This window comes from Nocardia sp. NPDC056952, from assembly GCF_042674185.1.
Taxonomy (GTDB): Bacteria; Actinomycetota; Actinomycetes; order Mycobacteriales; family Mycobacteriaceae; genus Nocardia.
Map to the genome: position 1 here is coordinate 197,665 of NZ_JBHURA010000008.1, position 22,819 is coordinate 220,483.

The window sequence follows — 22,819 nt, forward strand, 5'->3', positions numbered from 1 at the left end:
TACGCGGTTCACACAGTGCGCCGATACTGTCCGCCCACCGCGAAGAAGGCATCGGTGACCTGCTGCAATGTGCACACCCGCGCCGCGTCCATGAGTACTTCGAAAATATTTCCGTCGGTGTGCGCTACCTCGGTCAGCCGCGCCAGCGCGCGATGGGATTCCTCGGCGTGATCAGCCTGGAAACTGTGCAGCCGGTCCAGCTGGGAGCGGCGTTCGGTTTCGGTGCCGCGAGCCAGTTCCAGCGGGGCGTGTTCGGCGCCGTCGTCGCGGCCGCGGAAGGTGTTCACCCCCACGATCGGCAGAGATCCGTCGTGTTTGCGCTGCTCGTAACGCATCGACTCGTCCTGGATGCGGCCGCGCTGATAGCCGGTCTCCATCGCGCCGAGCACTCCGCCGCGTTCGCTGATCCGCTCGAATTCGACCAGCACGGCCTCTTCGACGAGATCGGTGAGTTCGTCGACGATGAAACTGCCCTGGAGCGGATTCTCGTTGACGGCGAGGCCCCATTCTTTGGCGATGATGAGCTGAATCGCCAGCGCGCGGCGCACCGAATCCTCGGTCGGGGTGGTCACCGCCTCGTCGAAGGCATTGGTGTGCAGGCTGTTGCAATTGTCGTAGACGGCGATCAGCGCCTGCAGGGTGGTGCGAATGTCGTTGAACTGCATTTCCTGCGCGTGTAGTGATCGACCCGAGGTCTGCACGTGGTACTTGAGTTTCTGGGCGCGTTCGCCCGCACCGTACCGGTCGCGCATCGCGATCGCCCAGATCCGGCGGGCCACCCGGCCGATCACCGTGTACTCGGGATCCATGCCATTGGAGAAGAAGAACGACAGATTCGGGGCGAAGTCGTCGATCGCCAGCCCGCGCGCGAGGTAGGTCTCCACATAGGTGAATCCGTTGGCGAGGGTGAAAGCGAGCTGGCTGATGGGATTCGCGCCTGCCTCGGCGATGTGATATCCCGAAATCGAGACCGAATAGAAGTTCCGGACGTCGTTGCGTACGAACCATTCCTGGACGTCGGCCATCATGCGCAGGCTGAATTCGGTGGAGAACAGGCAGGTGTTCTGGCCTTGGTCCTCCTTGAGGATGTCGGCCTGCACCGTGCCGCGCACGGTCGACAGCGTGCGTGCCCGGATATCGGCGGCTTCCGCCGATGTCGGTTCGCGCCCTTCGGCATCGGAGAAGCGCTGCAGCGCCTGATCGATCGCGGTGTTGAGGAAGAAGGCCAGGATGGTCGGGGCGGGGCCGTTGATGGTCATCGAGACCGAGGTGGTCGGGGCGCCGAGATCGAAACCGTCGAACAGGGTGCGCATGTCCTCGACGGTGGCCACCGAGACTCCCGAGGTGCCGACCTTGCCGTAGATGTCGGGGCGTTCGGCCGGGTCGTGGCCGTAGAGGGTGACGGAGTCGAACGCGGTGGACAGGCGGGTGGCTTCGGCATGGGCGTTGAGGACCTTGAATCGCCGGTTGGTGCGGGCCGGATCACCCTCACCCGCGAACATCCTGGCGGGGTCCTCGTTCTCGCGTTTGAACGGGAAAACGCCCGCGGTGAACGGGAATCGGCCGGGCAGGTTCTCGGCGCGCAGAAAACGCAGGAGGTCGCCGTCGTCGGTGCAGCGGGGGAGGGCCACACGGGGAATGCTGGTCCCGGACAGGGATTCGCGGCGCAGCGGCGTGCGCAGTTCGCGGTCGCGGATACGCACCACCTGTTCGTCGCCGCGGTAGCTCTCCGCGACCGCCGGCCATTCGGCCAGTGCCGCGGTCGAGGCCGCGGAGAGGGCGGGACGGGCCTGTGTGAGCAGGTCGGTGACGGCCGTGTCGTCGGGGAGCTCGTCGTGTACCAGTGCCAGTCGTTGAATCCGTTGGGCGGCAGCGGCTTCGCGCTGGGTGTCGGCGTGATAACCGCGGACCGTGTCGGCGATGTCGGCCAGATACCGGACCCGTGACGGGGGCACGAGCTGGGCGAAGCGGGTGGAGACCGAGGTGTCGACGCGGGGCAGGACGCCGGGCTCGAGCGTCAGGCCGTGTTCGGTGAGCAGGCCGGTGAGGTGCTGGTACAGGGCGGTGACCCCGTCGTCGTCGAACGTCGCCGCGCTGGTGCCGAAGACTGGCATGTCAGCGGGGCTCGCGCCGAATTCCGCACGGTTGCGGATCAATTGGCGCGCCACATCGCGGACCGCGTCGGCCGCGCCACGGCGCTCGTACTTGTTGATCGCGACGACATCGGCGTAGTCGAGCATGTCGATCTTCTCGAGCTGGGACGCGGCGCCGAACTCCGGCGTCATCACATACAGCGCCACGTCCACGTGGTCGACGATGCCCGCGTCGCCCTGTCCGATGCCGGGGGTCTCGAGGATGACCAGGTCGTGACCGGCGGCCCGGCAGGCGGCGATCATGGCGTCGATATCGTCGGGCAGTTCGTGATTGCCACGGGTGGCCAGTGACCGGAAATACACGTGATCGCCGTCGAGGGCGTTCATCCGGATCCGGTCACCGAGCAGGGCGCCGCCGGCTCGCCTGCGGGTCGGGTCCACCGCGAGCACGGCGATGCGCAGCTTGTCCTGCTGGTCGGTGCGGAGCCTGCGCACCAATTCATCGGTGAGGGAGGACTTTCCGGACCCGCCGGTGCCCGTGATGCCGAGCACGGGAACACGCCGTGTGGTCGCGGCCGCGAGGATCGCCGCCCGATCGGATTCGGGCAGCGAGCCCTGCTGCAGGCAGGTGATGGTGCGCGCCAGGGCGTTTCGATCGCCGGTGTAGAGCGCGTCGAGATCGGGGGCGGTGCGCGCGGGGTCGACATCGCAGAGCTGGATCAGTTCGTTGATCATGCCCGGCAGGCCGAGGCGCTGGCCGTCCTCGGGGGAGAAGATCCGCACGCCGCTCGCCGCGAGTCGCTCGATCTCCTCGGCGACGATCACCCCGCCGCCACCGCCGAAGATCCGCACCTCACCGGCGCCCGCCTCGCGCAGTGCCCGCGCCAGGTATTCGAAGAACTCGATGTGCCCACCCTGATACGAGCTCACCGCGACGCCCTGCACGTCTTCCTCGATCACCGCGTCGACGATCTCGCGTACCGACCGGTTGTGCCCGAGATGGATCACCTCGGCGCCCTGTGCCTGCAGAATCCGCCGCATGATGTTGATCGCCGCGTCGTGCCCGTCGAACAGTGCCGCCGAGGTCACGAAGCGCACGGGATTCACCGGAACATGCAGGCTCATGACTGCCTCCGCCATTGATAGATCGCCCGATACTAGGACATCAAAGTAATTCTACTGTGAACCGCGTCACTTGGCCGCGAAACGCCCCGCCCGGCTTGCGGCGGAATCATCACCGCAGGTCGACATACTCGACGGATGGTTCGCGAGCACCGGGTGGATGTGGCGTTGGAGCGACTGGTGGCGTCCGCGGTGATCAGTGGGGAGCAGCGGGGAGCGGTGCTACGGGCGGTCGACGAGCAGGAGCGGGCCGGGCGCGCGAGCGGGGGACGGGTGGCCGCCGAGATCGTGACGTACCTGGGGGCCGCGCTGGTAGCCGCGGGTTTGGGGCTGTTCATCGACAAGGCGTGGGCGCAGGTGGCGCAATCGGGGCGGGTGGTGTTGCTGGTGGTGGTCGCCGGGTGCGCGATGTGGGGAGCGGTGGTACTGGCCGAAGGATGTGTGGGCGTGTTCCGCCGGGTGCCGATCGCGTCGGCGGGGCGGGTGCGGCTGGCGGCGGTGCTGCTCGTGCTGGCGGCGGTGGCGGTGACCGGTGCGGTGGCGACGGCGTTCGACGGGCATCATGGCGACGCGACGGCCGTCGCGGCCTCGATCGCGGGACTGTTCACCGCCGTTCTCGGATATCTGCTGGTGCCGAGCGTGCTCGGAACGGTCGCGGTGGCCTGCTTCGGTGTCGCGAGCATTCTGAGCGTCACCTCGGAGCTGTTCGATGTCCGGTCGCCGTGGCAGGGGATCGCGCTGATGGCATTCGGTGCGCTGTGGTTCGGACTCGCGTCGGCTCGCCTGCTGGTGGCCGAATGGGCCGGATATGTCCTCGGCGGGGTGATCGCGGTGATCGGGGCGCAATCGGTGACGTTCGGCGAATCGCTGTGGCGGCCCTGCCTGACCGCGCTGATCGGGGTGCTCTGCTTCGTGCTGTACGTGCTGCGCCGCGACGCCGTGCTGGTGCTCGGTGGGGCGGCGGGGATCGCGATCGCGGTCGTGCAGGTGGTGGCCGACTACACCGCTGGTGGGCCGGTCGTCGCCTGCGTGGTGTTGGGGATCGGCGCGCTGGTGCTCACCGCGGGGGTGGTGGTCGTGGTCGGCAAGCAGCGATGACCTGCGGTGGGCCTCGGGCGGGTCGGTTCAGGTCAGCGGATCAGGGTGGTTTCCTGGGCGCGGATCGTGCGGAAGAAGCGGGGACCCACATCGGCGCCGTCGTGGTTGTAGCTGTCGATGATCTCGGCGAGCTCGTCGGCGAGCCGGCGCAGGTCCTCGGTGGCGGTGATGCGGTCGAATTCGTCGGGTTCCCAGCCCCACGCGGGGGGTATGTCGGTGATGGTGACGACGATCTGGTCGGCGAACGGGGTCGTCACGGCCACGGTGAGCTCGGCGGGAGCCGCGGCGAGGGGGCTGTGGACGGTGACCTCGCCGGGCGCGCCCGCGGCGACGAAAGTGCGGGCGAAGGCGATGTCTTCGCGGACCGATTCCACGATCGAGGCGGTGCTCGCGTGCCTGCCCGCACGGTGGTGCCGCGAACCGTAGACGCGGTCCGGCGCGGCGCCCGAAGCAGTGTGGTCCGCGGCTTTTCGGAGCAATCGGTCCAGCATCCGCTCCGCGGTGGCGCGCTCGCCCGCGCCGGTGTTCTCGTGGTCGATCAGTGCGCGCAGGCGGGTGATCCGCACGAAGTGGTCGCTGCCCATGGCGACGATTGTGCCGCAAATCGGGCGCGGTGGAATGCGTCACAGACGGCGTGCCACAGTTCAGATCCAGGTCACCGGAGAGCGGCGCGGCTCGGTATGGTCTGCACCATCCGTGACCGTTGATTGACAAGAGGGTGGCTGTGACCGAATTCGAGACGATTCTGCTGGAGCGCAAGGGCGGCACCGACGGTAAGGGCGGGGTCGGCTGGATCACCCTGAACCGGCCCAAGGCACTCAATGCTCTCAATGCCCAGGTCCTCGACGACGTCATCGCCGCGCTCGACGAGCTCGACCGCGATGATTCCATCGGCGCCGTCGTGATCACCGGCTCGGCGAAGGCCTTCGCGGCGGGCGCCGACATCAAGGAGATGGCGCCCAAGTCGTACATGGACATGTTCCTGGCCGACTATTTCGCCCGCTGGGACCGCCTGGCCAACTTCCGCAAGCCCACCATCGCCGCCGTCTCCGGGTACGCGCTCGGTGGCGGCTGTGAGCTGGCGATGCTGTGCGACATCCTGATCGCCGCCGACAACGCCAAGTTCGGCCAGCCCGAGATCACCCTCGGCGTCATCCCCGGCATCGGCGGCTCGCAGCGTCTCACCCGCGCGATCGGCAAGGCCAAGGCGATGGATCTGATCCTGACCGGCCGGATGATCGGTGCCGAGGAAGCCGAGCGCTCCGGGCTCGTCTCGCGGGTCGTGCCCGCCGACGAACTGCTCGACACCGCGCTGGAGGCCGCGCAGACCATCGCGTCGATGTCGCTGCCGGTCGCGATGGTCGCCAAGGAAGCGGTGAACCGCTCGTTCGAGAGCACGCTCGCCGAGGGGCTGCTGTTCGAACGCCGGGTGTTCCATTCGCTGTTCGCGACCGAGGATCAGAAGGAAGGCATGGCCGCCTTCGTCGAGAAGCGGCCGCCGAACTTCACCAACCGCTAGTTCGGTTTCCAGCGCGGCGCACCGTCGATGAAGTGCGCGGTACTCGGCGCGGTGCCCTGTTCAGGGGACCGCGCCGAGGGGTTGTCGTTGCTGAGCAGGCCGGCGACCGTGCCACCGAGGGTGGCCGTCACCGCGACCGCCGCGAGAAGTTTTCGGCGACCCTGGCGCGGCGGCACTCCGATGACCCCCGCACCTCCACGCGGCATCCGTAACCGCGCCGAGGGGCGACGGGCGCACAGCAGCACCGCGCCGCGCGCCGAAACATATTCTGGCTCAGGGTCGTACACGATCGGCAGGCCGATCAGCCGGGCCAGATCCGCGCGCATGCTCGGGTTGCGGGTGCAGCCGCCCAGTAGTGCCAGCGCTCCCGGCTGCACCCCGGTCTCCTCGATCAGCAGGCGCACGAACGACGCCGAATGATGCAGTCCCGCTTCGCAGAGAGCGGCCAGATCGCTGCGGGTGAGCACGGCACGGCCGCCGGTGTCGGCATCGGCGGCGGTGACAACTCTGGTGCGGCTCAACGATTCCCGATGTTCGCGGCTGGCGTGCGCGTCGGCCGAGACGCCACTGCGCGCGAGTTGCCGGCGCAGCAGCGCGTCGTAGCCGTTGCCGCTGATGACGGTGCTGCGTTTGCCCGCGAGGATGGTTTCGGTACGGCAATCGGCGTGGGTGATGGTCAAACCGGAATTGCCCAGGTCGTAGAGCATCACCGAGTCGGTGGCGGGCAGCAGGCCGCTGAAACGCAGATAGCGTAACTGGGCCAGTGGTTCGTCGACGATCGCGAAGTCGGCCTGGCCCGCTGCCGCTCTGATCGCATCGGCCTGTAACTCGCTGCGGCAGGTGACCGCGGTGCCGGAAATGTACTCGTCGCGTTCGGCGGCCGCGGCGCGCATGCGATGGATCGCGGTGAGTACCGATTCCTCCACCGATCCGCCCGCCCGGCGCGGTACGTGGATCCGGTCGATGGGCGGCATGTGGGGCTGATCGGAATGGGTCAGCAGCGCACGGGCTCCACCCGCGCCCGCCGACACCCCGAGGATCAGCACCATGCGCTACATCGTGAACCTTTTCGGGCTAGCTGCCAAGGGGATCGGCAGAAGATTCTCCGGTCGATTGCCAGGTCGCGTGGAATGCGAGGTTTTCCGGGTCGTCGACCGCGAAATCGCCCGCGTCGTGACGGAATTGTGCCAGCAGTCGTAACAGGTCGCGGCCCTGGTCGGCGGGCAGGCCGGGTTCGGCGAACACCTCGGCGTTCAGTGCCGCCGTGGCTTCGGCCACGGATTTCCTTCCCGCGCTGGTGATTTCGATGAGAGTTGCCCGTCGGTCACTGGGGTGCGGGACGCGGACCACCAGCCCCGCGGCTTCGAGCCGATCGACGGTATTGGTCACGCTCGTCGGATGCACCTGCAGACGCGCACTCGCCTTGGCCATCGGCAGCGCGCCGGTGCGGCTGAAACTGAGCAGCTGCAGGAGTTCGTAGCGGGAGAACGTCAGCCCGGACGGTTTGAGCGCCTCGTCGACGCGCGCCATCACGATCTGCTGCGCCCGAACCAGCGAGGTCACCAGGGCCATCCCATCGGCGACCGACTCCCAGCCGTGGGCGACCCACTGCCGGTAAGCCTCGGCGATAGGGTCCTGGGAAAGCGGTCTGGGCCGTGACATGAAAACGATCATTCCACGACCCAGCCGCTTTCCCACAGAGCGAGCGGCGGGAATTGAACCCGCGTAGACGGCTTTGCAGACCGTTGCCTTACCACTCAGCCACGCCCGCCTCGCCATTGATAGTGCCGTGCTCCGGTGCTCGCGGCGAGGGTTGGGATCAGCGTGATCTCAACGATCAATCCAGCGAAACTTGATGTCGGTGGCCTGTGTCACACTCGTCGGTGATGAGCCGTCACACGACTTTTCGATACTGCCTCGATCCCACGGTCGAGCAGTCCGTCGTGCTCGCCCGTCATGCCGGTGCGGCTCGGTTTGCGTTCAACCAAAGCCTGGCTTTTGTGAAGGTCGCGCTCACCGAACGCAAGATCTCTCGGGAACATCCAGTGCCGTGGACCCGGTTCGATCTGATCAACACGTTCAACACCTGGAAGAAGTCCGAAGGCGCTGGACGGGTCTTCGCTGTCGACACGGACGGGGTCGCCGAGGTCCTCGTGACCGGGTTGGCGTGGCGTACCCAGGTATGCCAACAAGTCTTCGAGGAAGCCGCCGTCGACTGCGGTCGCGCCCTGGCCGCGTTCTCGGACTCCAGGACGGGTAAACGCACAGGTAGGCGGATCGGGTTTCCTCGATTCAAGAAAAAGACCAACACTGTCCCGGCGTTTCGGATCCGCAACAAATGTGCCAGGACAGGATGGACGGCGATCCGAATCGGTGACGACCTGATCGCACGGTCGGTGACCCTGCCAGGGATCGGTGCGGTCAGGGTGCGCGAGGACACCCGCCGGTTGCGGCGGATGCTCGCCAAAGGGCGGGCGAAGATCCTCTACGCCACCGTCTCTTTCCGGGCGGGACGATGGTGGATCAGCCTGGCTGCAGAGGCATCCGATCTGCACCCGGCTCACCATCACCGGCCGCGGGAACACCACGATGACGGTGGTTGGGTCGGGATCGACAGAGGGTTGACCGTTTTCGCCGTCGCGGCAACCGCCGGCGGGGCCGAAGTCGCGCGCGTCGCCACCGCTCCCAAGCCCTTGGCTACTGAACTTGCCCAGCAACGCCGTCTGGCGAAATCGTTGTCTCGGAAACAGAAAGGCTCTCATAACCACAGACAGGCAGCCGCCCGGCTGCGACGCCACCACCATCGAGTCGCCGATATTCGCCGTCACTTCACCCATCAGATCGCTAACAGGCTGGTCAAAACCCACGACCGGATTGTTGTCGAAGACCTGAACGTGGTGGGGATGCTAGGCAACCATCGCTTGGCACGCGCGATCAGCGATGCTGGATGGTCTGACTTCGCTCGGCTGTTGACTTATAAACAGGCATGGCGTGGTGGCACGGTCACCCTCGCGAATCGCTGGTATCCATCGAGTAAGCGGTGCTCGGCCTGTGGGGCGATCAACCCCGTCTTGTCGTTGGCGGATCGAGTATTCCTCTGCAAGTGTGGATTTCGTGCTGATCGTGACCATAACGCGGCGATCAACCTCGCCCAATGGCCGGCGATTGCACAGGACTTTTCGCGATCCCCGGACCCCCGAGCAGGAGGCCGGGTAAACAATGTCCGCCGACGGGAAGGCGCTGACCGACACTTTGTGGGTGTTGGTGAAACCGTTCCGATTGACGCGGAAACAGACGTTCACGCAACAATTGTGGCGTGAACCGACGACGCCCGAGAAAGGCGGTGTCCGGAAACTCTCTGGTTTCCGGACATGCTGTAAACCACTCAGCCGCGCTGAGGGTTGGGATCAGCGTGATCACAATGTCAGTAGGCGACGGCGGGGCCGTGGACGGTGAGGCGGACGCGGTTGCCGGTGGCGGGCGCGTCGATGCCGGTGCGGCGGACGCGGACGGTGCCCGCGCCCTCGGCGAGGTCGATGGTGACGATCACGTCGGGGCCACGGAAGTCGACGGCGGTGACGTGACCGGAATGCGGTTCGTCGTCGGCGATCACCTGGGCGGCGAGCTGTTCGGGGCGAATCATCAGGGTCACTTCGCCGGTGGGGGCGCCCGGCTGCACCGGGACGGGCCCGAGGACCGACTTGGCGGTGTCGGCTTCACAGAGGGCGTCGAGGAGCACGCAGTCCCCGAGGAAGCGGGCGGTGAACAGGTCGGCGGGCCGGTGGTAGACCTGCTGCGGCGGCCCGACCTGGGTGAACCGCCCCGCGCGCATGACGGCGACCTGCTCGGCGAAGCTGAGTGCTTCCTCCTGATCGTGGGTGACCAGGATGCTGGTCATGCCCGCGGCGCGCAGCGTGTCGGCCACGGCCTGTCGGGTGGTGGCGCGCAGGCCCGTGTCGAGGGCGCTGAACGGCTCGTCGAGCAGCATGAGATCCGGTTTGCGGGCGAGTGCGCGGGCCAGGGCGACACGCTGTTGCTGGCCACCGGAGAGTTGATGGGGTTTGCGGTCGGCGTAGTCGGGGTCGAGGGAGACCATGGCCAGGAGTTCGATGACACGGGGGCGGTCGCGGTGTGGGCGCAGGCGGTCGACGGCGCCGCGCAGCCCGGTGTGCAGGCCGTAGGCGATATTGTCGGCGACGCTCAGGTGCGGGAACAGGGCGCCGTCCTGGGCCACGTAACCGATTCTCCTGCGCTGCGGCGGTACACAAATACCTTGGTGGACAACAGTGTCCGAGCCGAGCCGCACCGAACCTGTATCCGGGCCCTCGAATCCGGCGATCACCCGCAGCAAGGTGGTCTTGCCGCAGCCCGACGCGCCGACCACCGCCGTTGCCGTGCCGTTCGGTACGTCGAGGTCGATGTGATCGAGCACCGTGGTGCCACCGAAACTCTTCGAAACACCTTCGACAACAAGCCGACTCATATCCCGGCCGCCTTTCGTGACTGGGTGAACAGCAGATAGGTCACCGGGACGGCGGCGATGATCATGATCAACGCGTACGGCGCCGCGGCCGCGTAATCGAGTTCGCCCGACTTCGCCCAGAACTGCATGGCCAGGGTGCGTGTGCCGGTGGGCGCCAGCAGTAGCGTCGCGGTGAGTTCTGTTGATACCGCGACGAAGACGAGTGCGGCGGCCGACGCGGCGGTAGGTGCCGTCATCCGCAGGGTGACCCGGAAGAAGGTGGTCGAGGCCGATTCGCCCAGTGACCGCGACACCTCTTCGAGGCCGACCGGGACCTGCGCCAGCCCGGCTCGCACGCTCACCAGTGCACGGGGCAGGAACATCAGCGCGTAGGCGATCACCACCAGCGACACCGTCTGGTACAGCGGCGGTGTCCAGCGAATGGTGACGGTCACCAGGGCGAGCGCGATCACGATGCCGGGCAGCGAACTGGTGATGTAGTTGGCGCCCTCGATCAGCCGGGCGAACGTGCTCGTCGAACGCACCGCGATCCAGGCGACGGGGAACGCGCACAGCGTGGTGACCAGCGCGGCCGCGGCCGCAAGGCCGATCGTCTGGCTCAGCGCCGCACCGATTTCCACGGAATCCCACACCGCCGAACCACCCAGCCACAGCCAGCGCCCGATCGTCCACAGCGGCACGCCGAGCGACCCGGCAACCACCGCCACGAGTACCCCGAACAATGGCACCCGCAGCCCACCCAACGCGATCGGCCGCGCCGCCCGCGCCGCACCACCACCCAGCCGGGCGTAGCGCGCGTCGCCGCGCAGCAGCGACTCACCACCGAGCAGCGCCAGACAGCACAGCACCAGCACCCCCGCGAGCATGCTGCCCGCCGGTCCGGCGAAACTGCTCTGGTACTGCTCGAAGATCGCCGTGGTGAAGGTGTCGAACCGCAACATCACGAACGCGCCGTATTCGGCGAGCAGATGCAGGCCGATCAGCAGGCCGCCGCCGAGAATCGCTAATCGCAACTGCGGCAGCGTAATTCGCCAGAACACAGCTACCGGCCCCGAGCCCAGCGCACGCGCCGATTCCTCGATCGCTGGATCGAGTCGGCGCAGCGTGGCCGCGACCGGCAGGTACACCAGCGGAAAATACGACATCGTCGCCACGATCACCGCGGCCGACAGCCCGTGCATCGACGGGAAAACGCTTACCCATCCATAACTGTTGACGAACGCGGGCACCGCGAGCGGGGCGACCAGCACCGGCCCCCACCACGCCCGTCCCGGCACATCGGTGCGCTCGACGAGCCAGGCCGACCCGATGCCGAGCACCACGCAGACCGGCACCGTGCACACCACCAGCAGTGCCGTGTTCGTCAGCAGCTCACCTACCCGGGGTCGGAACACCAGCGCGGCAGCCTCGCTCAGCCCGGTGTCGAACAGCACCGAGACGATATAGCCCAGCGGCACGAACGTCGCCGCCGTGAGCACCAGCGCGACGAGCGTGCTGAACACCCCGGGCCGACCGACCCGGGGTGCCGACCTCACGAGGGTGGTGCGCACCTAGAGCAGCCCGGCCTCGGTCATCAGCTGGGTGACCTTCTTCGCGTCGAGCTTGCTCGGGTCGATCGCCGGCGCCTGCAGGTCGGCCAGCGGGGGCAGCGCGGGGTTCGCGGCGACATCGCTCGCCACCGGGTACTCCATCGAATCGCCGTCGCGCAGCACCTCCTGGCCCTTCTTCGCGGTGATGAAGGCCAGGAACTTCTGCGCGGACTCCTGCTTCTTGCTCGACTTCAGCACCCCGCCACCCGACACGCTGACGAAGGCGCCGGGGTCCTGGTTCTTGAAGTAGTGCAGCGCCGTGTTCGCGCTGCCCTCCTTGGTCTTGGCCTGGTCGCGGTACCAGTAGTAGTGGTAGATCACGCCGCCGTCGGGATTGCCCGCGTTGACCGCCTTCATGGTCGCGACATTGTTCTGCAGGCTGGTCGCGTTGGCCTTCATGCCGCGCAGCCAGGCACGAGTGACGTCCTCGCCCTTCAGGGCGAGCAAACCGGCCACGATCGCCTGGAAGTCGGCGCCGGACGTGCCCGCCGCCCATCGGCCCTGCCACTGCGGCTGCGCGAGATCCAGCAGCGAGGCGGGCAGCCCCGCAGTGTTGAGCTTGTCCTTGTTGTAGACGAAAACCGTTGCGCGAGCGGCGACTCCGGTCCACTTACCGGTCGACGGACGGTACCGTTCCGGCACCTGGTCGAGGGTGGCCTTGTCGACATCGGCGAACAGGCCCGCGTTCTCCACCAGCGCCATGGCCGGGGAGTTCTCGGTGAGGAAGGCATCGGCGGGGGAGTTGGCGCCCTCGGCGACGAGCTGATTGCCCAGCGCGGTGTCACCACCCTGCCTCAGAGTGACCTTGATGCCGGTCTCCTCGGTGAACGCCGCGACCCACTCCTTGGTGAGCGACTCGTGCTGGGCGTTGTAGACGGTGATCTCGTCGGCGCTGCCCGAGGAGGAGGAGCAGCCGCTCAGGCCGAGTGTCGCCACGGCGACCGCCATCAGTCCGGCCAGAGGTTTCCAACTGCGCGAGGTCATTCGCGTCCTTCCACCAAGGGTCCCCATCCTATGATGAGGCTTGCCTAAGGAAGATACCCCGCGTGACATGCGCGGATGCGGACGACCGGCGAATCAGAGTCCGGAGAGATCCCGGGTGACGGCGTGATTGCGGTCCTCGATCGTGCCGAGGAGATAGTCCGGTGCGGTGCCGAAATACTGGCCGCGAGTCAGGCTGCTCCAGCGGCGGGCATCCTCGGATCGGGTCTTGTAGAAGTTCACCCGGTAGCCGCCCTCGTAGACGTGGAGCAGGCAGTAACCACCCGGATACTCCTTCACCGCACCGACTTCCAGGAATTCCACCGCGCAGGGCAGGTCGGGCCGGGTGCGCCTGGTTCGGTGGGTGTGACCGCTGTGGTGCAGGAACACGCCCGGCGACCGCTGGTAGAGGCGCTGTAGTTCGAGGGCGACCGCGCGGTCGAGAATGAAGCCGGGGCCGCCGATATTGGTGAAGCCCGCCTCGGCGGTGACGGGGTGGTGGCCGAACACGATGGTCGGCCGGTCCGGGTCGGCGCGCAGCGTTTCGGTGAGGGCGTCGAGTTGCGGGCGGTCCACGGTGCCGCCCGCGGCATCCGGGGCGCTGGTGTCGAGGCCGAGGATGCGCAGGTCACCGAGGTGGTGTTCGGTCAATTGCTGCCGGGGCAGGAAGTGATCGCCCCAGCAGTCGGCGCAGTCGGGATAGTCGTGCGGGCGGTCATGGTTGCCGCGGGCGACCAGGTAATCGGTGCCGAGAGTCCCCCATGTGTCCAGATGTGCTCGGACAGAACGTGATTCGTCGACGGTGGCCTCGTTCGTGAGGTCGCCGGCCAACAGCAGGAGCGAGGCGTCGCGGGCGCTGATATCAGCGAGGAGGCCGTCGAGCATGAACCGTGGATAGGGCGGGTCACTCTGGTATCCGGGTGGGAAACCGGCGATCACGATGCCGCTCACCGTTTCGCCGTAGTGCACGTCGTTGGCCAGGGCGATGGTGTGTAGCAGGCGTCCGGGAGGTGGTGTGAGCGTGGTGAATTCGCCACGCGCTTCGGGAGCGCCGGGTGCCGCCGTGGTGAGCGTCGGGGCGGGGAGCGCGCGAATTCCGTTGGACAGGGCCTGGAATCGGTACGGGCGGCCGGGCTCGAGGTCGTCGATCTCGGCGTGATGGAACGGGGTTCTGGAGTCGTCGTGGTAGACGGTGACCGGCTCGCGGGGCGAATCCGCCGGGGCCAGGCGCACTTCGGTATCGGCGGGGACCGGGAACGGACGGCCTCCCGGATCGAGACCGAACGTGGTCCAGGTCAGCACCACGCCACGATCGGTCACGGTGACGATTTCCAGATCGAGCGCGATCAGCGGATCGACGTGCGCCCCGCCGGAACCCGGTATCGCCGCGGCGAGCGCCGCGCCCGCCGCGGCGGCCAGTACGGTTCGGCGCGACGCTCCGCAGCAGCCCATGGTGTCGAGCGTAACGGCGGCTCAGGGCGATACCGGGAGGCGTCACCGGCTGTTCGGTCAGTGTTTGTTGGCCGGTGCCGAGCAGATCTTCCAGGTGCCGTCTTCCTTGGTGAGGTGCTCCTCGGTACTCGACTCGGTATCGGGCTCCTCGCCCTCCACCGACAGCGTCAGCTGACCGGTGACCGTCGCTTTCGCGTCGTCGCCGGTGATGACGATGTCCTTGACCTCGTCGATCGTCACCTGCACCGTCGCCCGCTCGAACTGCGCCCGCTGCTCGGGGGTGAGATTGTCGATCTCCGTACGATCCGCCTGGCAGGCCAGCTGCGCGGCGGCGATGAAACCGTCGGCATCGAGTGTGTCGTAGAAGTCGCGCACCGCGACATCGATCTGCTTCTCGTCCGACGACAACGGCGTACGCCCCTGCAACGTGAGCACGACCCCCGTCACCAGCACACCGACGACCACCAACGCGACGATCCCCAACGCCACGAACAACCCGGTCCGCTTCTTCTTCGGCGCGGGCGGCGGCACGAACACATCGGGCCCACCCGGATACTCGGGCCCCGGCGGCCCCCCGGCCCCGAACCCCGCATGCGGATACCCCGGCGGCCCGGACGGCATCCCCGGATCGACGGGCGGCTGCTGACCGAAGGGAGGCTGTTGTCCCTCGGGCGGATTCGTCATGGCAACGCTCCTGATGTCATCGGGGGCGTTGACCCCCAAAACCTATGGAACCGTGCGAGATCAAACCTGAATATCGAACAAACGAGGCGAACCATAACCTTCGCGTTCCACTCGACCTCACGCGGGGTTGGCTGCCTTCGTGGAGGGAAGATGAAGCCATGACGGCGTCGAGTGAGGGCTTGCCCTTCGCCCGCGGAACTACTCCGCCCTACTATGCCGCGATCTTGACCACCGCCTTGTCGACGGACGCTGCGGACTTGGCTGGATACGCGGAGGCGGGGGCGGAAATGGCCGATCAGAACCTCGTCCTGGTTCGCGAACGAGAAAGGCCCCGACCAAGCGGTCGGGGCCTTCTTCGGTGCCCTCGGCAGGAATCGAACCTGCGGCCTTCTGCTCCGGAGGCAGACGCTCTATCCCCTGAGCTACGAGGGCGGGATAGATGCCGGTCGCGGTGAGGCGATCGGGCAGCGACAGCGTATCGCATCGAGTGCGGTGCGCCAAAAACTGTGCCGGACCGGGGGTTGGGGCCGGTCCGGCCGTGGTTGTCAGCTGAGGGGGAGGGGGGTGGCGTTGCGGGCGGCGAGCATGGTGGTCATCAGCTGCGATTCGCCCTCTTGGGTTTTCGACATCGTGGCGGCCAGGGTGCGGACCGCGGTGGTGTCGGCGTGCTCGGCGGCGTAGTCGAGCATCGGGACACCGCCCTGGTGATGGCGCAGCATCAGTTGCAGGAACATCGTGTCCAGCGCGGGGCCGGTCGACTGGCGCAGCGCGGTCATCTCTTCCTGACTCGCCATACCGGGCATGGACTGCATCGGGCCCGGCATCGCCGGCTCGGCGGTGGAACCGCCGTGGTGGCCGGTGTTGCCGTGGTCGTCGCTCATCCAGCCCATGTAGCCGTCGACGTTCTGGTTGGACTCGCCCCACAGCTGCAACCACGCCTGCATGCGGCCGATCTGGTTCTGCTGAGTGGTCAGGATGTCGTAGGCGAGGCGACGCACGTCGTTGTCGGTCGAGGCGATCAGCGCCACCCCGGCCATGTCGACGGCCTGAGCGTGGTGCGCCGACATGTCCTGACTGAAACCGATGTCGACCGCGCTCGGCTCCGGTTCGGCGTTCTTCTCCAGCGGCATCCGCAACAGCACGCCCGCCACCGCGCCGAGCAGCAGCAGACCGATCGCGCCGAGAACGAGCACCGCCCCGGCCGGGCGACGCGCGCTCGACTCGGGCGCGGTGTCGTCGGGTTCGACCGCGCTCTCGTCCGCGCTCACTACTGACCCGCGGGCAGGCCGCCCGGCATCGGGATGTTCGGCAGGCCGGGGATGCCCGAGCCCGTGCCGCCGCCACCGAGTTCGGTCTGGTCCTGCGTCAGGCCCTTGCCGTCCATCGGGACCGCTTCGGGACCATAGGGCGAGGAGTCGAACGGCGGCGGGTTGTTCGCGTCGAAGATCGGGTTAGAGCAGCTCGCGCCGACCTCGGGGTAGGCGTAGGGGTTCTCGCGCAGGGCGGAGATGAACTGCTTGATCCGCGCGTCGTCGGCGTTGTCCAGCTTGAGCTGGTGTCCCCACGACTGCAGCGAGATCGCCGAGTCCAGACCCGGGTACGGCGACATCAGCGAGTACTGACGGCCCTTGACGAAGTTCGACAGCTTCTCGACACCGGCCGCGTCGACCTTGTCGGGGTTGTACGCGATCCAGACCGCGCCGTGCTCGAGCGAGTGCACCGCGTTCTCCATGCGGATCGGCTTGGCGTACACGGTGCCCGTGCAGTTCGCCCATGCGCCGTCGTGCGGGCCACCGAAGGCGGGGGCCTTGTCGTAGGCCACGCGCTGGCTGGCGGTCACGTGCAGACCGGCCGGGTACTCCGACTTCACGACGCCGTCGATCTTCGCCGACGGGTCCTGGTTCTCCTTGGAGGGGACCCATTCCTTGAGGTCGGTCTGGGCTTCGCGGATCGCGGCCTGGTCCATGTACTTGGGCACCAGGCTGTAGGCCAGCAGCCCGATCAGCGCGACGATGGCGACGCCCGCGCCGAGCAGCACCCATGGGGTGTCGCGCTTCTTGCCCGGAAGGTTGCCCTTGCGGGTCTTGCGGGACGGAGACGACTTCCCCGCGGCCCGCACGGCCTTGGCTGATGTGGCGCTGGTCCTGCTAGGCATCGCTCGTTGTGCTCTTTCGACGTGTGGATCGGTGGGTTCGTGGCGGGCGGTCGTGGTTGCAAGGGGCCCAGCCAATAGGATAGAGACTCGTGACTCCAGCTGACCTTGCAGATCTCCTTCGTACCACCGCGGCGAAGGTGCTTGTCGAACGCGGACTGGACTCGTCGGTCCTGCCCGAGCAGGTCACAGTGGAGCGTCCGCGCAACCCCGAACACGGCGACTATGCCACGAATGTGGCCATGCAGGTGGCCAAGCGGGTCGGAACCAACCCTCGCGAGCTGGCAGGCTGGCTGGCCGAGGCGCTGTCGGCCACCGAGGGTATCGATGTGGCCGAGATCGCCGGGCCCGGCTTCCTGAACATCCGTCTCGCCGCTTCGGCGCAGGGCGCCATCGTCACCCAGATCCTGGCCGCGGGGGAGATCTACGGCACCGGGTTCGCGCTGGCGGGTACCAAGATCAACCTCGAGTTCGTCTCCGCGAACCCGACCGGTCCGGTGCACCTGGGCGGTACCCGCTGGGCCGCCGTCGGTGACGCGCTGGGTCGCATCCTGGCCGCTCAGGGCGCCGACGTGACCCGGGAGTACTACTTCAACGACCACGGCGCGCAGATCGACCGCTTCGCGAAGTCGCTGGTCGCCTCCGCGCTGGGCGAACCGACTCCGGAGGACGGGTACGCGGGCGAGTACATCGCCGAGATCAGCGCGAGCATCGTCGCCGCGCATCCCGATGTGCTCACCCTGCCCGCCGACGAGCGGCACGAGGTGTTCCGCAGCGAGGGCGTGCAGCAGATGTTCGCCCAGATCCGCGCGGACCTGCACGAGTTCGGCACCGATTTCGACGTGTACTTCAACGAGAGCGAACTGTTCGCCTCCGGCGCCGTCGAACAGGCCGTCGAGCAGCTGAAGAACTCGGGCAACCTGTACGAGAAGGACGGTGCGTGGTGGATCGCCAGCACCGAATACGGCGACGACAAGGACCGCGTGGTCCTCAAGAGCGACGGCAACGCCGCCTACATCGCCGGTGACATCGCCTACTTCCAGAACAAGCGTGGCCGCGGCTTCGACCTGGCCATCTACATGCTCGGCGCCGACCACCACGGCTACATCGGCCGGTTGAAGGCCGCCGCCGCCGCGTTCGGCGACAATCCCGACACCGTCGAGGTGCTGATCGGGCAGATGGTGAACCTGGTGCGCGACGGCGTCGCCGTGAAGATGAGCAAGCGCGCGGGCACCGTGGTGACTCTCAACGACCTGGTCGAACAGATCGGTGTCGACGCCTCGCGCTACTCGCTGGTGCGTTCCTCGGTGAACTCGAGCATCGACATCGACCTGGACCTGTGGACCAAGGCGAGCAGCGAGAACCCGGTCTACTACGTCCAGTACGCGCACTCGCGGACCAGCAGCATCATCGGCAATGCCGCGAAGTACCCCGAATTCGCTTCTGCCGAACCGGATTTCGCGCTGATGACCTCGGGTCGCGAAGGTGATCTGATCCGCACCCTCGGGGACTTCCCGCGCGTGGTCGCCACCGCGGCCGACACCCGCGAACCGCACCGCATCGCCCGCTACCTCGAAGAACTGGCCGGGGTCTACCACCCGTTCCAGTCCGACGACGACATGCGTGTGCTGCCCAAGGGCGACGACGCCGTCACCCCGCTCAACGCGGCTCGCCTCGAACTGGTCAAGGCGACCCGTCAGGTGCTGGCCAACGGCCTCGCCCTGCTCGGCGTGAGCGCACCGGAGCGCATGTGAACACCGGCAAGCTTTTCAGGAAGGACGCACCGCGATGAGTGCACACCCGGCCGGTCCCCGGCACGCAGAGATCCCGCACGCGCCGAGTCTGGCCGAGCGCCCGACCGACCCGAGGGAGATGATCGACCTCCCCGAGAACGTCTGGCCGCGCAATGCCTCGCGCGGAGACGACGGTGTGGTCGCGCTGGCCGGCGTGCCCGTCACCGAGCTCGCCGAGCAGTACGGCACGCCGCTGTTCGTGATCGACGAGGACGACTTCCGCTCGCGCTGCCGCGACATGGTCGCCGCGTTCGGGCCGAACGCCCGCGTGCACTACGCGTCCAAGGCGTTCCTGTGTGGCGAGATCGCGCGCTGGATCCGTGACGAGGGCCTTTCCCTCGACGTGTGCTCCGGCGGCGAGCTCGCGGTCGCGCTGAACGCCGGTTTCCCGGCCGAGCGCATCGCGCTGCACGGCAACAACAAGTCGGTGCCCGAGCTCGAAGCGGCCGTCACGGCCGGTGTGGGGCACGTGGTCGTCGACTCGCTCTACGAGATCGAGCGGCTCGAAGCGGTCGCCGGTGCGGCGGGCGTGGTGCAGGACGTGCTGGTCCGCGTGACCGTCGGCGTCGAGGCACACACTCACGAGTACATCTCCACCGCGCACGAGGACCAGAAGTTCGGCTTCTCGATCGCGGGCGGCGACGCCATGGAAGCGCTCGCGCGCGTTTTCGAGGCCGACAACCTGCGTCTGGTCGGTCTGCACAGCCACATCGGCTCGCAGATCTTCGAACTCGACGGCTTCGAGATCGCCGCGCGCCGCATGCTCGGCCTGCTGCGCGAGGCCATCGACAAGTTCGGCATCGACCGCACCGCCCAGATCTCGACCCTGGATCTCGGCGGTGGTCTCGGCATTTCGTACCTGCCGAGCGACAACCCGCCGCCGCTGGGCGAATTCGCCACCAACCTGCGCGCGCTGGTCGCGGCCGAGGCCGCCCGTGCCGGGCTGCCCGAGCCGACCATCGCCGTGGAACCGGGTCGCGCCATCGCGGGTCCCGGCACCGTCACCCTGTACGAGGTCGGCACCATCAAGGATGTCGAACTCGACGGTGGCGCGCGCCGTCGCTACGTCAGCGTGGACGGCGGGATGAGCGACAATATCCGCCCCGCGCTGTATCAGGCCGACTACGATTGCCGTCTGGTCTCGCGCTCTTCGGACGCCCATGCGGTCGTCGCGCGCGTGGTCGGAAAGCATTGCGAGAGTGGCGATATCGTCATTCGTGACACGTGGATGCCCGCCGATGCGGCCCCCGGTGACCTGGTGGCCGTGGCGGCGACCGGTGCGTACTGCTACTCGATGTCGAGCCGCTACAACCTGCTCACCCGGCCCGCCGTGGTCGCGGTGCGTGACGGTGCGGCGCGACTGATTCTGCGCCGGGAAACGGTGGCGGACCTGCTCAGCCTGGAGGTGGAAGAATGAACGGCACCAAAGACGCGGGACGTCCGCTCGGCGTAGCCGTGCTCGGGATGGGCACTGTCGGCACCGAGGTGGTTCGCGTGCTGCGCGATCACGCCGATGACCTGCGTTCGCGCGTCGGAGCGCCGCTCGTGCTGCGCGGTGTCGCGGTGCGCGACATCAGCAAGGACCGCGGTCTGCCCGCCGAGCTGCTCACCACCGACGCCTCCGCGCTCGTCGCTCGCGACGACGTCGACCTGGTCGTCGAGGTCATGGGCGGCATCGACCCCGCCCGCAAGCTGATCGGCGACGCCCTCAACGCGGGCAAGTCCGTCGTCACCGCCAACAAGGCGCTGCTGGCCGATTACACCGGCGAACTCGCCGCCGCCGCCGAGGGCAGCCGCGCCGACCTGTACTTCGAGGCCGCCGTCGCCGGTGCGATCCCGGTGGTCCGGCCGCTGATCCAGTCGCTGTCGGGTGACCGGGTGAACAAGGTTGTCGGCATCGTCAACGGCACCACCAACTTCATCCTCTCCGCGATGGACGAGACCGGCGCCGCCTACGACGACGTCCTCGCCGAGGCCACCGCGCTCGGCTACGCCGAGGCCGACCCCACCGCCGACGTCGAGGGCTACGACGCTGCCGCCAAGGCCGCGATCCTGGCCTCGCTGGCGTTCCACACCCGTGTGACCGCGGCCGATGTCTATCGCGAGGGCATCTCCAAGATCACCGCCGAAGACCTGGAGACCGCGTCGGCCGTCGGCTGCACGGTCAAGTTGCTCGCCATCTGCGAGCGCGTCTCGGCCGGTCCGGGCGAGCCGACGCTGGAAGAGGGCGGCAAGGATCGCGTCTCGGTGCGCGTCTACCCGGCGCTCATCCCGCGCAAGCACCCGCTGGCCTCGGTGAACGGCGCGTTCAACGCTGTCGTCGTGGAAGCCGACAACGCCGGTCGCCTGATGTTCTACGGGCAGGGTGCCGGTGGCGCCCCCACCGCGTCGGCCGTGCTCGGTGACCTGGTGATGGCCGCGCGTAACAAGTTCTACGGAGGTCGCGCGCCCGGCGAATCGGTCTATGCTGAGCTGCCGATCGCGCCGATCGGCGACACCCCCACCCGTTACCACGTGAACCTGCAGGTGGAGGACCGTCCCGGCGTGCTCGCCGCGGTCGCCGACACCTTCGCCCAGCACGGGGTGAGCATCTCGACCGTGCGTCAGCAGGGCCACGGCGACGGCGCCCGGCTCGTGGTCGTCACCCACCATGCGGTGGAGTCGTCGCTGGCAGATACTGTCGCCGTATTGGCGGACATGGAATCCGTCACCGCTGTGACCAGCGTTCTCAGATTGGAAGGCACCGAAGAATGACGAACGGCATCGCCCCCCAGACCGGCGTGCACTCGCGCTGGCCCGGTCTGATCGCTGCCTACCGCGACCGCTTGGCCGGTGCGGCCGACTGGGAGCCGGTGACCCTGTTCGAGGGCGGTACCCCGCTGGTCCCCGCGCCGCACCTGTCCGCGCTCACCGGGTGCGAGGTGTATCTCAAGGTCGAAGGTGCCAACCCGACCGGTTCGTTCAAGGACCGCGGCATGACCATGGCGATGACCGACGCCAAGTACCGCGGCCAGAAGGCCGTGCTGTGCGCGTCGACCGGCAACACCTCGGCCTCGGCCGCGGCGTACGCCACCCGCGCGGGCATGGAATGCGCGGTGCTGATCCCGCAGGGCAAGATCGCGATGGGCAAGCTGGCCCAGGCCGTGATGCTCGGCGCCAAGATCATCCAGGTCGAGGGCAACTTCGACGACTGTCTCGAGCTGGCGCGCAAGGTGACCGCGGAGTTCCCGCAGGTCGGCCTCGTGAACTCGGTGAACCCGGCGCGGATCGAAGGCCAGAAGACCGCCTCGTTCGAGATCTGCGACGTCCTCGGCAAGGCGCCCGATGTGCACGTGCTTCCGGTCGGTAACGCGGGCAACATCACCGCCTACTGGCGTGGGTACCGCGAGTACTACGCCGACGGCATCACCTCGGTGCTGCCGCGCATGCTCGGCGTGCAGGCCGCGGGTGCCGCACCACTGGTCAACGGCGCGCCGGTGAAGGACCCGGAGACCATCGCGACCGCCATCCGGATCGGCGCCCCGGCGTCGTGGAACGGTGCGATGGAAGCCAAGGAGCAGTCCGGTGGCGCGTTCCGCGCGGCCACCGACGACGAGATCCTGGCCGCCTACCGCCTCGTCGCCGCGAAGGAGGGCGTCTTCGTGGAGCCCGCGTCGGCCGCGAGCGTGGCCGGTCTGCTGGCCGCGCGCAAGGAAGGCTGGCTGGATTCGGGCCTGACCGTCGTGTGCACCGTGACCGGCAACGGTCTCAAGGACCCCGACAACGCGCTGGCCGGAATGCCCGAGGTGAAGCCGATCGCCGTCGACCCGGTCGCGATCGCCCGTGAACTCGAGCTGGCCTGAGTTGGCCGCAT

18 protein-coding genes and 2 tRNA genes are annotated in these 22,819 nt (G+C 67.7%); 7 read left to right on the forward strand and 13 right to left on the reverse strand.

Translation table 11 applies throughout. The annotated features are described in order from the left end of the window. Positions 1 to 8: 8 nt before the first annotated feature. On the reverse strand, positions 9 to 3,218 hold the full coding sequence (gene icmF, locus ACFTS5_RS25980; protein WP_378635720.1) for a fused isobutyryl-CoA mutase/GTPase IcmF: 3,210 nt from the start codon (positions 3,216 to 3,218) through the stop codon (positions 9 to 11). 135 nt (positions 3,219 to 3,353) lie between these two features. Between icmF and ACFTS5_RS25985 the strand changes: the two genes are divergently transcribed. After that, positions 3,354 to 4,313: a DUF2157 domain-containing protein gene (locus tag ACFTS5_RS25985; protein ID WP_378635722.1), complete on the forward strand. Its 960-nt coding sequence runs from the start codon at positions 3,354 to 3,356 to the stop codon at positions 4,311 to 4,313. 32 nt (positions 4,314 to 4,345) lie between these two features. Here ACFTS5_RS25985 and ACFTS5_RS25990 read toward each other — a convergent pair whose 3' ends face one another. Continuing rightward, a complete protein-coding gene (locus tag ACFTS5_RS25990; RefSeq protein WP_378635724.1) occupies positions 4,346 to 4,897 on the reverse strand; it encodes a hypothetical protein in 552 nt (183 codons plus the stop codon). Positions 4,898 to 5,037: 140 nt separating this feature from the next. On the opposite strand from ACFTS5_RS25990, the gene ACFTS5_RS25995 reads away from it, so the two are divergent. Next, complete coding sequence (locus tag ACFTS5_RS25995; protein WP_378635726.1) at positions 5,038 to 5,832, forward strand: enoyl-CoA hydratase; 795 nt, start codon at positions 5,038 to 5,040, stop codon at positions 5,830 to 5,832. Here the strand turns inward: ACFTS5_RS25995 and ACFTS5_RS26000 are convergent. The 3 genes from ACFTS5_RS26000 to ACFTS5_RS26010 all read right to left on the reverse strand — a co-directional run bounded on the left by ACFTS5_RS26000 (position 5,829) and on the right by ACFTS5_RS26010 (position 7,603). Then, on the reverse strand, positions 5,829 to 6,881 hold the full coding sequence (locus ACFTS5_RS26000; RefSeq protein WP_378635728.1) for a hypothetical protein: 1,053 nt from the start codon (positions 6,879 to 6,881) through the stop codon (positions 5,829 to 5,831). The two genes, ACFTS5_RS25995 and ACFTS5_RS26000, sit on opposite strands and share 4 nt — an antisense overlap. Before the next feature lie 25 nt (positions 6,882 to 6,906). After that, a complete protein-coding gene (locus tag ACFTS5_RS26005) occupies positions 6,907 to 7,494 on the reverse strand; it encodes a MarR family winged helix-turn-helix transcriptional regulator (protein WP_378635730.1) in 588 nt (195 codons plus the stop codon). Positions 7,495 to 7,532: 38 nt separating this feature from the next. Further along, a tRNA-Cys gene (locus tag ACFTS5_RS26010) sits at positions 7,533 to 7,603 on the reverse strand. 115 nt (positions 7,604 to 7,718) lie between these two features. Here ACFTS5_RS26010 and ACFTS5_RS26015 point away from each other — a divergent pair. After that, positions 7,719 to 9,152 carry an RNA-guided endonuclease InsQ/TnpB family protein gene (locus ACFTS5_RS26015; protein WP_378635732.1) on the forward strand — a complete coding sequence of 478 codons (1,434 nt, stop codon included), beginning with the start codon at positions 7,719 to 7,721 and terminating at the stop codon, positions 9,150 to 9,152. Positions 9,153 to 9,256: 104 nt separating this feature from the next. Here ACFTS5_RS26015 and ACFTS5_RS26020 read toward each other — a convergent pair whose 3' ends face one another. The 8 genes from ACFTS5_RS26020 to ACFTS5_RS26055 all read right to left on the reverse strand — a co-directional run bounded on the left by ACFTS5_RS26020 (position 9,257) and on the right by ACFTS5_RS26055 (position 17,176). Beyond that, complete coding sequence (locus ACFTS5_RS26020; protein ID WP_378635734.1) at positions 9,257 to 10,315, reverse strand: ABC transporter ATP-binding protein; 1,059 nt, start codon at positions 10,313 to 10,315, stop codon at positions 9,257 to 9,259. Further along, on the reverse strand, positions 10,312 to 11,850 hold the full coding sequence (locus ACFTS5_RS26025; RefSeq protein ID WP_378635736.1) for an ABC transporter permease: 1,539 nt from the start codon (positions 11,848 to 11,850) through the stop codon (positions 10,312 to 10,314). Before ACFTS5_RS26025 ends, ACFTS5_RS26020 begins: the two co-directional genes overlap by 4 nt. Positions 11,851 to 11,865: 15 nt before the next feature. After that, positions 11,866 to 12,888 carry an iron ABC transporter substrate-binding protein gene (locus ACFTS5_RS26030; RefSeq protein WP_378635738.1) on the reverse strand — a complete coding sequence of 341 codons (1,023 nt, stop codon included), beginning with the start codon at positions 12,886 to 12,888 and terminating at the stop codon, positions 11,866 to 11,868. Between the two features lie 93 nt (positions 12,889 to 12,981). Next, complete coding sequence (locus ACFTS5_RS26035) at positions 12,982 to 14,337, reverse strand: metallophosphoesterase (protein ID WP_378635741.1); 1,356 nt, start codon at positions 14,335 to 14,337, stop codon at positions 12,982 to 12,984. Between the two features lie 57 nt (positions 14,338 to 14,394). After that, positions 14,395 to 15,021, reverse strand: coding sequence for a hypothetical protein (locus tag ACFTS5_RS26040; RefSeq protein WP_378635744.1), 627 nt, complete (start codon positions 15,019 to 15,021; stop codon positions 14,395 to 14,397). A gap of 359 nt (positions 15,022 to 15,380) precedes the next feature. Beyond that, positions 15,381 to 15,453, reverse strand: a tRNA-Arg gene (locus ACFTS5_RS26045). A gap of 113 nt (positions 15,454 to 15,566) precedes the next feature. After that, positions 15,567 to 16,289, reverse strand: a complete 723-nt coding sequence (locus ACFTS5_RS26050; RefSeq protein ID WP_378635746.1) for a DUF305 domain-containing protein — start codon at positions 16,287 to 16,289, stop codon at positions 15,567 to 15,569. Then, on the reverse strand, positions 16,289 to 17,176 hold the full coding sequence (locus ACFTS5_RS26055) for a DUF3105 domain-containing protein (RefSeq protein WP_378635748.1): 888 nt from the start codon (positions 17,174 to 17,176) through the stop codon (positions 16,289 to 16,291). The genes ACFTS5_RS26050 and ACFTS5_RS26055 overlap by 1 nt, the downstream gene beginning before the upstream one ends. Positions 17,177 to 17,265: 89 nt before the next feature. Between ACFTS5_RS26055 and argS the strand changes: the two genes are divergently transcribed. The 4 genes from argS to thrC are packed head-to-tail and all read left to right on the forward strand — an operon-like array spanning position 17,266 to position 22,808. Continuing rightward, positions 17,266 to 18,927 (forward strand): arginine--tRNA ligase, encoded by a 1,662-nt coding sequence (argS, locus tag ACFTS5_RS26060; RefSeq protein ID WP_378635750.1) that lies wholly within the window; start codon positions 17,266 to 17,268, stop codon positions 18,925 to 18,927. Positions 18,928 to 18,961: 34 nt separating this feature from the next. Next, positions 18,962 to 20,383: a diaminopimelate decarboxylase gene (gene lysA, locus ACFTS5_RS26065; RefSeq protein ID WP_378635753.1), complete on the forward strand. Its 1,422-nt coding sequence runs from the start codon at positions 18,962 to 18,964 to the stop codon at positions 20,381 to 20,383. Continuing rightward, positions 20,380 to 21,720 (forward strand): homoserine dehydrogenase, encoded by a 1,341-nt coding sequence (locus tag ACFTS5_RS26070; RefSeq protein WP_358071802.1) that lies wholly within the window; start codon positions 20,380 to 20,382, stop codon positions 21,718 to 21,720. Before lysA ends, ACFTS5_RS26070 begins: the two co-directional genes overlap by 4 nt. Further along, entirely contained in the window at positions 21,717 to 22,808 is a 1,092-nt protein-coding gene (thrC, locus tag ACFTS5_RS26075) for a threonine synthase (protein ID WP_378635756.1), read from the forward strand. Before ACFTS5_RS26070 ends, thrC begins: the two co-directional genes overlap by 4 nt. Positions 22,809 to 22,819 lie beyond the last annotated feature (11 nt).